Source organism: Paeniglutamicibacter sp. ORCA_105 (assembly GCF_045798545.1).
GTDB classification, from domain to species: Bacteria; Actinomycetota; Actinomycetes; order Actinomycetales; family Micrococcaceae; genus Paeniglutamicibacter; species Paeniglutamicibacter sulfureus.
This window is the reverse complement of sequence record NZ_JBIXLM010000017.1, coordinates 37075-49361: the sequence shown is the minus strand read 5'-3', so window position 1 is coordinate 49361 and position 12287 is coordinate 37075. Positions and strand designations below refer to the sequence as shown.

General features: G+C 67.2%; 11 protein-coding genes and 1 pseudogene. 8 read left to right on the top strand and 4 right to left on the bottom strand.

Going from position 1 to position 12287, the window contains the following annotated elements:
• Window positions 1-127: 127 nt before the first annotated feature.
• The 3 genes from ACIPUB_RS10340 to ACIPUB_RS10330 all read right to left on the bottom strand — a co-directional run bounded on the left by ACIPUB_RS10340 (window position 128) and on the right by ACIPUB_RS10330 (window position 2457).
• The gene (locus ACIPUB_RS10340) at window positions 128-550 is read right to left on the bottom strand and encodes a hypothetical protein (protein WP_407607292.1); all 423 of its coding nucleotides are present in this window, start codon (window positions 548-550) and stop codon (window positions 128-130) included.
• 416 nt (window positions 551-966) lie between these two features.
• Window positions 967-2115 (bottom strand): PQQ-dependent sugar dehydrogenase, encoded by a 1149-nt coding sequence (locus ACIPUB_RS10335; protein WP_407607291.1) that lies wholly within the window; start codon window positions 2113-2115, stop codon window positions 967-969.
• Between the two features lie 9 nt (window positions 2116-2124).
• A complete protein-coding gene (locus ACIPUB_RS10330; RefSeq protein ID WP_407607290.1) occupies window positions 2125-2457 on the bottom strand; it encodes an SDR family NAD(P)-dependent oxidoreductase in 333 nt (110 codons plus the stop codon).
• Window positions 2458-2620: 163 nt separating this feature from the next.
• On the opposite strand from ACIPUB_RS10330, the gene ACIPUB_RS10325 reads away from it, so the two are divergent.
• The 3 genes and pseudogenes from ACIPUB_RS10325 to ACIPUB_RS10315 form a co-directional block, all read left to right on the top strand.
• The gene (locus ACIPUB_RS10325) at window positions 2621-3526 is read left to right on the top strand and encodes a helix-turn-helix transcriptional regulator (protein WP_407607289.1); all 906 of its coding nucleotides are present in this window, start codon (window positions 2621-2623) and stop codon (window positions 3524-3526) included.
• Window positions 3527-3996: 470 nt separating this feature from the next.
• Window positions 3997-4293, top strand: coding sequence for a Tn3 family transposase (locus ACIPUB_RS10320; RefSeq protein ID WP_407607288.1), 297 nt, complete (start codon window positions 3997-3999; stop codon window positions 4291-4293).
• 101 nt (window positions 4294-4394) lie between these two features.
• Window positions 4395-4499 (top strand): annotated as a pseudogene (locus ACIPUB_RS10315) (hypothetical protein); the annotation flags it as partial.
• Between the two features lie 188 nt (window positions 4500-4687).
• On the opposite strand, the gene ACIPUB_RS10310 reads toward ACIPUB_RS10315, so the two are convergent.
• Entirely contained in the window at window positions 4688-5668 is a 981-nt protein-coding gene (locus ACIPUB_RS10310; RefSeq protein ID WP_407607287.1) for a PAC2 family protein, read from the bottom strand.
• A 73-nt stretch (window positions 5669-5741) separates the two neighbouring features.
• On the opposite strand from ACIPUB_RS10310, the gene ACIPUB_RS10305 reads away from it, so the two are divergent.
• The 5 genes from ACIPUB_RS10305 to dop all read left to right on the top strand — a co-directional run bounded on the left by ACIPUB_RS10305 (window position 5742) and on the right by dop (window position 12208).
• Window positions 5742-6461, top strand: a complete 720-nt coding sequence (locus ACIPUB_RS10305; protein ID WP_407607286.1) for an HAD family hydrolase — start codon at window positions 5742-5744, stop codon at window positions 6459-6461.
• On the top strand, window positions 6458-7585 hold the full coding sequence (locus ACIPUB_RS10300; protein WP_407607285.1) for a site-2 protease family protein: 1128 nt from the start codon (window positions 6458-6460) through the stop codon (window positions 7583-7585). Before ACIPUB_RS10305 ends, ACIPUB_RS10300 begins: the two co-directional genes overlap by 4 nt.
• Window positions 7586-7647: 62 nt before the next feature.
• Window positions 7648-8742 (top strand): tRNA (adenine-N1)-methyltransferase, encoded by a 1095-nt coding sequence (locus ACIPUB_RS10295; RefSeq protein ID WP_407607284.1) that lies wholly within the window; start codon window positions 7648-7650, stop codon window positions 8740-8742.
• Window positions 8743-8879: 137 nt separating this feature from the next.
• On the top strand, window positions 8880-10613 hold the full coding sequence (gene arc / locus ACIPUB_RS10290) for a proteasome ATPase (RefSeq protein ID WP_407607283.1): 1734 nt from the start codon (window positions 8880-8882) through the stop codon (window positions 10611-10613).
• A 14-nt stretch (window positions 10614-10627) separates the two neighbouring features.
• Entirely contained in the window at window positions 10628-12208 is a 1581-nt protein-coding gene (gene dop, locus ACIPUB_RS10285) for a depupylase/deamidase Dop (RefSeq protein ID WP_407607327.1), read from the top strand.
• Window positions 12209-12287: the final 79 nt, after the last annotated feature.

Sequence of the window (12287 nt, the reverse complement as noted above, 5' to 3'; positions counted from 1 at the left end):
TTCACTTCAAGCACATCACGGCGGGTCGGGCCGGGGGAGTCCCTGTTGTGAGAGGTACTCCCAGGGTCCCGCTCAAGGAACGCACCGCCCGAGGAGCCGTGGCTTGGTGGTTTTTGCGCGTCTGCAATCAATCGCGCGGCATGATCCTGCCCTTTGTATGGATCGGACGGCGCTGCCCTTCGTGAGCCACGGCTTGGCTGCCGCCGGTGAACAAACGTCGGGATGCCAGGCGGATGCCGGGGCACAAGATGAGGACCAGGAGCAAGGCGATGGCGATGGTGTCTGGCCATCGCGGTGCGGGCGAATTGTCGGGCACTGCCGGGTAGCCGCCGTCGGACAGGTTTGCCCGGCGCTCGAAATGGTTGCGTGCGGAGGGAAAGAGTGTGCTGTCCAGGATGTAGGACACCCCGAACGCCGCCGGACCGCCCAGCATCGTGCCGTTAGCCCACTGGTCGACGTGACGGGATTCGTGCAGCGCCGACCGAATCTCATCGACCCGTGCCTGGGAGATGTTGGATCCGTAGCGCTGGTACCGCTGTTCGCTGGCCATGCCGTATCCGTGGATGCTCAGCGACACCGGCGGCAGGGGCCGTCAGGATGTTGCGAGTCTCCTTCCAGCGGCTGGGCGGGGATACTCCTGGAAGCGGGGGCTCTGCATTGATGCGCCCGTCGGGGCTGATGTGGCTGCGGCAAAGGATTTGCTGGGTTGCTGCGGACTGGGCCATGGCCGCAGCCGTGGTCGGGCAGGAAACAAATGACGCCGGCCGCACCGAAGCAGAACACGCAGGCCATACGCCGCACTTCCCACCCCATCCACGGCGGAAGCCGCCGAAGGGCTTCGGCATGGGGTCCCTCCCTGGTTGGTGACCGGGGGCTGGTGCCATTGTGCGGGCCGTGGTGTTCGTGGGCGTACTACGCGCTGATCCGAGTTCGCCACGGGTAAATGGGCCTGGCGTGCGCCTTTTTCTAACCTTGCTCCAGGCCGACTTCGAGGATGCGGTCGTCGTCAGGTCCGGGAGTTCCTCGCCCGTCGGTGTTGTTGGTGAGGAACCACAGCTCCCCGTCCGGGGATACCGTGACATCCCGGAAGCGGCCGTACTCGCCGTCGTAGTGGTCGGTGAACGTGGCGGGGTCCGCGACCGGCACCGCCCGTAGTACCGATCCGCGCAGGTTGGCGATGAACAGCGTCCCGTCGACGTGGGTCATGCCGCTGGGGCTGGCCACATCCGGGGTCCACTGCTGCACCGGGTTCGTGAAGCCCTCGGCATCGTCGATGCCTTCGACCGTCGGCCACCCGTAGTTGGCGCCGGCGTTGATGATGTTCAGCTCGTCCCAGGTGTTTTGTCCGAACTCGGTGGCAAACATCGTCCCGTCCTGCGCCCAGGCGAGTCCCTGTGGGTTGCGGTGTCCATAGCTGTAGACCAGGGAACCGTCGAACGGATTGTCGTTGGGTACTTCCCCGTCTGCTCTCATCCTCAGGATCTTGCCGCCCAGCGAATCCAGGTCCTGTGCCTGCCCGGCCTGCCCGGCGTCACCCACGGTGGCATAGAGCATCCCGTCCGGGCCAAAGGCCAGGCGTCCTCCGTCGTGGTAGCTCGCCGAGGGGATCCCGTCGAGAATCGTCACGGCATCGCCCAGCGCCAGTGACCCGGGCTCGCCGCTGACGTCGAAGCGTTGGATCCGGTTTTCCCCGGCGCCCGTCGAGTAGACATACAGCCGTCCTTGGTCATCGACCGCCAGGCCCAGCAGTCCGCCTTCGCCGGTGCCGGCCACGCCGGGAACCGTTCCAATCGTCCGGGAGCTCCCGTCTTCGGCGAGCTCAAGGATGCGGGCGCTGTCTCGTTCGCTGATCAGGGCCGTGCCGTCACGGAACACCACCGACCAGGGGGCCTCAAGGCCGCTGCTCACCACCCGCGGATTTCCGGTGGGCGCCGCCTGCCCGGCCGGTTCGGCCGACCGCGACGTTGCCAGCGACGGAAGCGGCGCCGTCGAAGGAGCGGCCGATGAAGTGGCCGGGGGCGAGGGTTGGTCCGGAGGTGTCGGAGTGCATGAGGTCAGCAAGAAGCTGATTCCCAGCCCGGCGGCCAGCACCGAGGCTGATCGTAGGTTTTTCATGGTTTTCTCCTAGGTGTTGGCGTCGGCTCTGATGGTGGGCCGTTGTGGTGGTGGGCCGTTTTGCCGCGTGCGCGGAAGCCCGGAACGATCCGGGGGCAAATGATTGGAATCAAATCTGCGTCGGGTCCGGAACCGGTCGTCGGGGCAGATGGCATTGATCCGGATCCTTGGGGCGGCGTATTCGAGTGCTGCGGATTTGGTCATCCCGGTCACTCCGTGCGTGGCAGCGGCGTAAGCGGCTTGTCCGCGGATGCCGCTGATGCCGGCACCCGAGGAGATGTTGACGATCAAACCGCCGCGCCCCGCCCAAGGCGAGAATCTCTCGTTCAACGAGGCGGACATCGCCGAGCGCGTGCTTGATGACTCCCCGCATGGATACTCCGCGCTAGTTTCAATTCTGGTGTTCATACAACAACACCACCGATTGGTCTCCGGCGGGAGTCCTTGTTGATGGTGGTACCCGCTGGGTCTCCCTCAAGACGCGCGGCCCGTCTACCGTGGAGGGATGGATAATCGAGCAGAAGTGCGGGAGTTCCTCTCCTCGCGGCGTGGAAAAATCTCCCCGGAGATGGTTGGTCTCCCAACCGGTGCAAACCGGCGGGTCAAGGGGTTGCGTCGGATCGAGGTCGCAACGTTGGCCGGAGTGAGCATCGAGTATTACACGCGTATTGAACGCGGTGCCATCAGCGGCGTCTCGCCGGAGATCCTGGACAGCCTCGCCAAGGCGCTGCAGCTCGATGATGCCGAGCGTGCATATCTTTTTGACCTGGCACATGCGGCGAACCCGGTGGCCCGGCCTCCACGGCGGCGCAATCCGAAAACCTGGCGCGCCCACCAGTCCTTGCAGTGGGTGCTCGACGCCGTGGTGGCGGGTCCGGCATTCGTCCGCAACGGACGAATGGACCTTGTCGCCGCCAATCCTCTGGCTCGGGCGTTCTACAAGGATGTCTATGACATGCCGGGCCAGCCCCCCAACATCGCCCGATACACATTCCTCGACGACCGGGCGCATGATTTCTACCCCGATTGGGGCTTGTTCGCCGAGGTGACTGTCGCGATCCTGCGCATCGAAGCCTCGCGCGATCCCCACAACAAGGAGCTCCATGACCTCATTGGGGAACTCAGCACCCGTTCCGATGAATTCCGGCGCCGTTGGAGCGCACACAATGTCCGGCACCACGGAGCCGGCTCCAAGACCTTTAACCACCCGGTCGTCGGAGAACTTACCCTGGCCTATGAAGGCCTGGAAATGGCAGCCGAACCGGGCCTGACAATGACCATCTACGCTGCCGAACCCGGCTCCAAGTCCGAAGAGGCTATGCGCCTGCTCGCCTCGTGGGCTGCCACCGAGTTCGCTGCCCCCACCGCTGGGGTCTCATCACGGGAGTCAGCGGAACACCCCTTGCCGTAGCGAGCAGACCAGACCCCTTGCGGTCGCCTTACCGCGACGACGGAACATAGCCAGGAACTCATGGCAAGCTCACTCGATCAGGAGTGCGAGACCGTTTCCACTGGGTCGACGCGTCAATTGCCAGGACCGGTCAGAGGGTTCATTCACCTCCGGCGAGAACCTTCGCCCCGGGGAAGCCGGCCGGAGGGAAAGCCGAGGCTACCTGAAACCGAGAAGGAGCGAGCAGTGAAAGTCTTGGTCACAACTTCTGCCGACGGTCCCGGCCCCGCAGCAGCCGAATCCTGCTCACTGCCGGACGTGATGCCGTCGTGCGCTGCAGTCCTTGCCCCTTCCTCGCCGACCGCGACGTCGTGCGCGTCACCGCCCACGAGCCAACCGCCCGGTAGCCGCTCGACAGGGTCATTCCCAACCCTCGCGATCCAGGAAGGTACACCGATACGGCTGGCTTCACCGACCATCTCTTTGCCCTGATGCACCTGCACGGCTACCGGTTCGCACCCCGGATCCGCAACATCGGCGCGCCGCCGCTACACACCGCCAACGATCCTGCGTTATCGGCGTTGGCTCCGCTGATCGGCGGCACCATAAGCACGAAAACCATCACCGCACACCGGGAGGAGACGCTGCCACTTGCCACGTCGATCAAGAAGGGCTCCGTAACCCGATCCCCGATGATGCACAAGCTCGCGATACCGGTGCCGAATTGGGCTCGCCACCGCCCTGCGGCAAGTGTGAAGACTGGAACGAACGCTTTTCTGCTGGATTGACTCCAAAATGCGGGCTTGCGCCTCAAGGTGAAGGCCGGGTTGAACAAGGACGGGCCCGGAAAACCCTGGCCCGTCCGGACGTCATCAACCAGCTCGGGGAGATGCGCGACCGATCCTTCAAGTCGCAGCGCCACCGCACTTCGGTGTTGAAACTCCTCACCGCCGCCATCGTTCCCTGGAACGGGGTCTACCTGCACCGCATCCATCACGGCCTTGGACCAGGAAGGCAACGCCAGGCCCTTGGGCTGCTGCGGTTCTTCTCACCCTGGGATGGGTACACATCAACCTCACCGGCGATGACACCTGGGCACGCACCCACACGATCAAACCAGGCAAATACAAGCCGCTACGGCGCTCGACAAGACCACGGCGTCGGGTATTCCTCTTTTTCGCCCTACTCGGGGGTGCCCGGCGCCTCGGGGGAATCCGGGCTGTTGCCCGGCCCGCCGGGGGCCTGGCCGCCGGCTCCCGGTGTGCCGGGACTTTCTTCCCCCGGCGCACCGGGGCGGTGCCTGCGTTTGAGGTAGCGCTCGAACTCGCGGGCGATCGCCTCGCCGGTGGCCTCGGGCAACTCGGTCTCGTCCTGTGCCTGCTCCAGCTGTTGCACGTAGGCGGCGATGTCCGCGTCCCCGGTGGCCAGCGCGTCGACCCCGCGCTCCCACGCCAGTGCGTCCTCGCCGAGTTCATGCAGGTCCAGGGCCAGCGGCAGGAGCTCCTCCACCCGGTGCAGGATGGCCAGTTGCGCCTTGGGTGAGGGCGGCTGCGCAACATAGTGCGGAACCGCCGCCCAGATCGAGAGCGTGGGCAGCCCGGCGGCCTCGGAGAACTGCGCCAGCACCCCCAGGATGCCGGTGGGGCCCTCGTAGTTGCCGGGCAGGGCACCCAAGGCCTCGCAGACCTTCGGGTCGTCGGAGGAGACCGCCGCCTGGATCGGCCGGGTGTGCGGCACATCGGCCAACAGCGAACCGAGCGCCATCACGCCCTGCACGTTCTCCTCCTCGGCGCGCGTGAGGATCTCGGTGATGAAGGCCTTCCACCGGTAAGTGGGCTCCACGCCGCGCACCAGCAGCAGGTCCACCGGGGATTCGGGCAGCGATGCGCGGTAGATGCGGGTGGTCGGCCACTTGACGACGCGCTTGCCGGCGCCGTTGCGGCGCACCTGCGGGCGGGAGAACTGGTAATCGTAGTAGTCGTCGTCGCCGATGCCAGCGACCTTCACGGCGCCGGTGGCCGCCTTGATGTCCTTGATCGCCGAACTGGCGGCGTCACCGGCATCGTTCCATCCCTCGAAGGCAACCACCATGATCGCCGGGCGCACGGGCCCGGGAATCGTGGAGGCGGCCACCAGGGAGGAAAGTGTCACTGGATCATTCATATCTTCGCTCACATCCTCACCCTAGCGCGCGCACCGGTCGCCGGGGCAAGTGCGCACCCACTAGAATTGGGACATGCCAACCCAGAATCCCGACCCCATGCCCGCGCGCCCCGTGAACTCCGAGATCCAGGGAGTCTTGTGGGACATGGACGGAACCCTGCTTGACACCGAACCCTACTGGATGGCCGCCGAGGCGGCTCTGGTGGCCGAATTCGGCGGCCGGTGGAGCGAGGCCCAGGCCCTGGGACTGGTCGGAAACGCCCTGCCCGACGCCGCCGCCGCGCTGCAGCGCGCGGGCGTCGACCTGCCGGAGCGCGAGATCATCGACAGGCTCACCGCCGAGGTCCTGGCCGGGGTGGCCCGCCGCGTCGACTGGCGCCCCGGTGCCCTCGAACTGCTGGAGGCGCTGCACGGCGCAAACGTCCCCTGCGGACTTGTCACCATGTCCGAGGAACCGCTGGCCGCCCTCGTGCTGGATCAGCTGCCGAAGAAATATTTCGCTTTCCGCGTCACCGGGGACATGGTTTCCCGCGGCAAACCGCACCCCGACCCGTACCTGCTGGGACTGGAAAAGCTCGGGGAATTGGTGCCGGACCTGGATCCTTCCCGCGTGGTCGGGATCGAGGATTCCGCCCCCGGCATTGCCGCGGCCGCCGCCAGCGGGATCGCCGCGGTGCTCGTTGAGCACATCGCCCCGGTGCCCGACTCTCCGTCCTGGCAGCGCGTCGACTCGCTGGCCGGCCTCGACATCGAATCCCTGGGCGCACTGGCGTCCATCGGGGTGCGCGCATGAGCGAACCTGCCACCAAGCGCGACGGGATCCCGCTCGGATCGGTCTTCGGGGTTCCGGTGTCCCTGGCCTGGTCCTGGTTCATCATCACCGGCCTGATCGTGATGGTCTTCGGGCCCACCGTGGCCCGCTCCCGCCCCGACCTGGGTGCCGGCGCCTACCTGGTCGCCTTCACCTACGCGGTGCTGCTCGCCTTCTCCGTGCTCATCCACGAACTCGCGCACGCCCTGACGGCCAAGTCCTTCGGCTGGCCAGGGGCCCGGATCACCTTGAACCTGTGGGGCGGACACACCCAGTTCTCCTCCTTCAACGCCACCCCCGGCCGCTCGCTCGCGGTGGCCATGGCAGGGCCGGCCGCCAACTTCGTGATCGCCGGCGCAGGCTACCTGACGCTGCTGCTCGTCCAGCCAACAGGGGTCGTGTTCCTGCTCTGGGACATCCTGATCTGGGCCAACCTGCTGGTGGCGATCTTCAACGTGCTTCCGGGCCTGCCGCTGGACGGCGGGCGCCTGGTCGAATCGGCCGTCTGGCGCTACACCGGCTCCCAGGACCGCGGCACCATCGCCGCCGGCTGGGCTGGGCGGGTGCTGGTGGTGCTGGTCGTGGGCTGGTTCGTCATCGTCCCGCTGACCCGCAACGAACCGCTCAACCTCCAGGTCCTCGTGGTCGCGATCCTGGTCGGCGGGTTCATGTGGGTCGGGGCCTCGCAGGGCATCACGCACGCCAAGCTGCGCCTGCGCCTGCCGCTGGTTTCGGTGCGCGCACTGATGGAGCCCGCCACCGCGATCCGCCAGGACTCCACCCTCGCCGAGGTCACCACGCGGCTGGCCAGTCGCGGCGGACGGGTCATCCTCGTCAATGCGGCCGGCAACCCCGTTGCGGTGATCGACGAGGCAACGCTGCACTCCATCGATGCCGCGGTGCTCGCCGAGACCCCCGCGCTCTCCGCGGCCCGCGCCCTGGACCCCGGCGCCGTAGTCAGCGCCAACGCCGACGGCAGGGCACTGATCGGGTACCTGGCCACGCTGCAGGGCAGCGAATACGCGGTCATCGATGACTCCAACCGCGTCGTCGGGCTGCTAAGCCAGGCGCGCATCGTCGCGGCCATCACCGGCAAGCAGCGCTAGCCGCGCTTCACCGGTCACCACACTTCACCACCATCCCAGGACCTAAGGACACAGAACCGAGAATGAGCGACATGCCAGCCACCCCCCACGGCGCCCAGAGCCGCCGCGGCCCCTTCCGCCCCGGCGACCGGGTCCAGCTCACCGACCAGAAGCGCCGGATCAGCACTATCACCCTGACCGAGGGCGGGGAGTTCCACACGCACAAGGGCGTACTCTTCCACGATGCGCTCATCGGCGCCCCGGAGGGCTCCATCGTGGAGAACACCAACGAGGTCCGCTACCAGGCGTTGCGCCCGCTGCTGAAGGACTTCGTGCTCTCGATGCCGCGCGGCGCCACCGTGGTCTACCCCAAGGACGCCGCCCAGATCATCCAGATGGGCGACATCTACCCCGGCGCCCGCGTGGTTGAGGCCGGCGTGGGCTCCGGCGCCCTGTCCATGTCGCTGCTTCGCGCGGTGGGCGATGGCGGCTACCTGCACTCCTTCGAACGCCGCGAGGAGTTCGCGCAGATCGCCCGCGGCAACGTCGACACCGTCTTCGGCGGCCCGCACCCTGCCTGGGACATCACCATCGGAGACTTCCAGGAGAAGGTCCTCGAAACCGAGGAACCCGGCTCCGTGGACCGCGTGGTCCTTGACATGCTCTCGCCCTGGGAGTGCGTCGACGCGGTCTCCACCGTACTGGCCCCCGGCGGGGTCTGGGTCAACTACGTGGCCACCGTGACGCAGATGTCGCGCACCGTCGAGGCGATCCGCGCCACCGGCCTCTACACCGAGCCCGAGTCCTTCGAGACCATGGTCCGCGGTTGGCACGTCGAGGGCCTGGCCGTGCGCCCGGACCACCGCATGGTCGCGCACACCGCCTTCCTGATCACCTGCCGCCGGCTGGCCGACGGGGCGGTGGGCATCCCGGGCGCCAAGCGCGTGAAGGAGCACACCTACTCGGCCGAGGACCTCGCGACCTGGACCCGTTCGGACGAGCCCGATGCCTGGAACCACGAGGCACTGGGGGAGCGCGGCGTCTCGGCCCGCAAGCTGCGCCGCGCCGCCAAGGACGCGAAGTCGATGACCCAGCGCGGCTCGCTGCCCGAAGGCCAGGAACCGGCCGACGACGTGGACGCCGACGGCGACACCGCCGCGGACACCAGCGGGCGGTAGCACGACCAAACCCGCTGTGGGGTCGCGGTCACATTTCCGCCATTGGGCCCCGCCCATGCATAGGATGAGAACAGCAGTGGCGTGTGCCGGCTTACCCCGGCACACGTGTTCCTCGAATTATGTGAAACGGGTGGAAAATGGGCGACGACACAGATCGCACACGGCTGGAGAGCCAGGTCGCGGCCGCCGAGCGGCAGTTGAACGTGGTGCGGGACAAGAACCGCCTGCTCGATCGGCAGCTCGCCTCGGCGGGAGCCAACAACGCCCGCCTGGTCGCCATGCTGGAGCGCACCCGCGAGGAGATCCTGGGCCTGAAATCGGGGCTGGAGAAGGACGGGGACACCCCCTTCAGCCACGGCACCATCGTCGAACTGCATCCGCGCAGCCACCCCGTCCAGGGCGTGGCGATTTCCTCGACCGGCGTGCAATCGGCCGACATCGTCCAGGGCGGCCGCAAGCTGCGGGTGGGCATCTCCCCGCTGCTGGACTTCGGAAAGCTCGCCATCGGCCAGGACGTGCTGCTCAACGAATCCCTGGTCATCGTCGCCGGACTCGGCTACGAGCAGTCAGGTGAACTGGTCACCGTCAAGGAGGTCCTGGCCGACCACCGGGTGGTGGCCATGGGCAGGGCCGATGACCAGCGCGTCATCCGCCTGGCCGAACCGCTGACAGGGGACATCGTACGGGTCGGGGACGTGCTGACCCTCGATGCGCGGACCGGCCTGGCCCTGGAAAAGGTGCACCTGTCCGACATGCAGTCGCTGGTGCTCGAGGAGGTCCCGGACATCTCCTACGCCGACATCGGCGGGCTGAGCGACCAGATCGAGGCCATCCGCGACGCCGTCGAACTGCCCTTCCTGCACCCCGACCTCTACCGCGAGCACGGGCTCACCGCGCCCAAGGGCATCCTGCTCTACGGCCCCCCGGGCTGCGGCAAGACGCTGATCGCCAAGGCGGTGGCGCATTCGCTGGCCGAACGCACCTCCGAGCGCAACGGCGACACCGGCACGGCCAAGAGCTACTTCCTGAACATCAAGGGCCCCGAGCTGCTGGACAAGTACGTCGGGGAAACCGAACGCCACATCCGGCTGATCTTCTCCCGGGCCCGCGAAAAGGCCGCCGGAGGAAACCCCGTGGTGGTGTTCTTCGACGAGATGGACTCGCTCTTCCGCACCCGCGGCACCGGCGTCTCCTCCGACGTGGAAACCACCATCGTCCCGCAGCTGCTCGCCGAGATCGACGGCGTCGAGCGCCTGGACAACGTCATCGTCATCGGCGCCTCCAACCGCGAGGACATGATCGACCCGGCGATCCTGCGCCCGGGGCGGTTGGACGTGAAGATCAAGATCCGCCGCCCCGATGCCCAGGGAGCCGCGGAGATCTTCGCCAAGTACCTCACCTCCGACCTGCCGCTGCACCCGGACGACCTGGCGGAGAACGGCAACGATCCGGCGGCGACAGTGCGCGCGATGATCCAGGCGACCGTCGATGCCATGTACTCCACCGGGGAACAGAACCAGTTCCTCGAGGTCACCTACGCCAACACCGAAACGGAGATCCTCTACTTCAAGGACTTCGCCTCCGGAGCGGTGATCCGCAACGTGGTGGACCGGGCCAAGAAGTCGGCCATCAAGGCGCTGCTCACCGGCCAGGAGCGGGGGCTGCGCATGGACTACCTGCTCCAGGCCGTCGTGGAGGAATTCCACGAGCACGAGGACATGCCCAACACCACCAATCCCGACGACTGGGCGCGCATCTCCGGGCGCAAGGGCGAACGCATCACCTTCATCCGCACCATCGTGGCGGACAAGAACGGGCGCGGGAAGACCCTGCCTGCCCCGGGGTCCGACGAAACGGGGCAGTACCTGTGAGCGTGCACCGGGTCATGGGCCTGGAGACCGAGTACGGCGTGCTGGCCCCCGCGATGCCCGGGGCCAACGCCACCATGCTCTCGGCCCAGGTCATCAACGCCTACGCGGCCACCATCCGGGAGGCGCGCGGGAAGATCGCCGGCACCCACTGGGACTACACCGACGAGACGCCGCTGAACGATGCCCGCGGCTTCACCCAGCCACGCGCCACCGCGGATCCCTCCCAGCTCACCGACCTGGAACCGGAGCTGGATGCCGAGCAGGTGGCCATGGCCGGCGGGGACGTGACCATCGGCTCCACGCTCTACGAGGGCGGGGACAACGACCACGAAGTGCTGATGAACATGGTGCTGGGCAACGGCGCCAGGCTCTACGTCGACCACGCCCACCCGGAATACTCCTCCCCGGAGACCACCAACCCCTTCGACGCAGTGCTCTACGACCAGGCCGGGGACCACGTCGCCCTGGCGGCGGTACGCCGCATCGAGTCCCTGGCCGGGCTGCCGGATGTGCACCTGTACAAGAACAACACGGACAACAAGTCGGTGTCCTACGGGGCGCACGAAAACTACCTGATGCCCCGGGAGGTGCCCTTCGACTCCATCGCCGCCGGGCTCATCCCGTTCTTCGTCACCCGCCAGATCATCTGCGCCTCCGGGCGGGTGGGCCGCGGCATGCTGGGCCAATACCCCGGCTTCCAGGTCTCCCAGCGGGCCGACTTCTTCGAGGCGCAGATCGGGCTGGAGACCACGATCCGCCGTCCCATCATCAACACCCGCGACGAGCCGCACGCGCACTGGGAGAAGTACCGCCGGCTGCACGTGATCATCGGGGACGCAAACCTCGGGCAGGTCTCCACGCTGTTGCGCACCGGAACCACCGCGCTGGTGCTGGCGATGATCGAGGCGGGCACCGTCCCGGCGATTGAGCTGCGCGACCCGGTCGCGGCCCTGCAGGCCATCAGCCACGACCCCACGCTGCGCACCAAGGTCGAGCTGGTGGACGGACGAAAGCTCACCGCGCTGGAGATCCAGTGGATCTACGCCCAGGCGGCGGCCGAGCACAGCGGGGCCACCGACGCCGACGACGAGGCGACCGTGGAGATCCAGCGCCGCTGGGAGGAAACCCTGCAGCTGCTGGAAACCGACATCTTCTCCGCTGCCGCCACCGTGGACTGGGTGGCCAAGTACAAGCTCATGACCTCCTACGCGCAGCGCCACGGCGTGGATTTCTCCGACCCGCGGATCGCACTGATGGACCTGCAATGGGCGGACATCCGCCCGGAAAAGGGGCTCTACCACCGGCTGGCGGCGCGCGGGCTGATGGAAACGCTCTATTCCCCGGCGCAGATCGCCCGGGCCGCAACCAACCCGCCGACCGACACCCGCGCCTACTTCCGCGGGCGGGTGCTGAGCCAGTACCCGGAGCACGTGGTGGCAGCGAGCTGGGACTCGGTTTCCTTCACGGTGCCCGGGGCCCGCAAGCTCGAGCGCATCGCGACGCTGGAGCCGCTGCGCGGCACCAAGGCCCTGGTCGGGGACCTGTTGGACAAGCAATTGTCGATTCACGAGTTCATCGCCACGCTGCGGAGCTAAAACCCCTACCCAGTGGCAAGATGTAGATACCAGCGAAAACAGTGCCGGGCACCGCAGCGACGGGGCCGGACACGTACGA

Coding starts and splice junctions, on each gene's coding strand:
- ACIPUB_RS10340 (WP_407607292.1), bottom strand. CDS start 550: ATGGCCAGCGAACAGCGGTACCAGCGCTACGGATCCAACATCTCCCAG.
- ACIPUB_RS10335 (WP_407607291.1), bottom strand. CDS start 2,115: ATGAAAAACCTACGATCAGCCTCGGTGCTGGCCGCCGGGCTGGGAATC.
- ACIPUB_RS10330 (WP_407607290.1), bottom strand. CDS start 2,457: ATGTCCGCCTCGTTGAACGAGAGATTCTCGCCTTGGGCGGGGCGCGGC.
- ACIPUB_RS10325 (WP_407607289.1), top strand. CDS start 2,621: ATGGATAATCGAGCAGAAGTGCGGGAGTTCCTCTCCTCGCGGCGTGGA.
- ACIPUB_RS10320 (WP_407607288.1), top strand. CDS start 3,997: ATGCACCTGCACGGCTACCGGTTCGCACCCCGGATCCGCAACATCGGC.
- ACIPUB_RS10310 (WP_407607287.1), bottom strand. CDS start 5,668: ATGAATGATCCAGTGACACTTTCCTCCCTGGTGGCCGCCTCCACGATT.
- ACIPUB_RS10305 (WP_407607286.1), top strand. CDS start 5,742: ATGCCAACCCAGAATCCCGACCCCATGCCCGCGCGCCCCGTGAACTCC.
- ACIPUB_RS10300 (WP_407607285.1), top strand. CDS start 6,458: ATGAGCGAACCTGCCACCAAGCGCGACGGGATCCCGCTCGGATCGGTC.
- ACIPUB_RS10295 (WP_407607284.1), top strand. CDS start 7,648: ATGAGCGACATGCCAGCCACCCCCCACGGCGCCCAGAGCCGCCGCGGC.
- arc (WP_407607283.1), top strand. CDS start 8,880: ATGGGCGACGACACAGATCGCACACGGCTGGAGAGCCAGGTCGCGGCC.
- dop (WP_407607327.1), top strand. CDS start 10,628: ATGGGCCTGGAGACCGAGTACGGCGTGCTGGCCCCCGCGATGCCCGGG.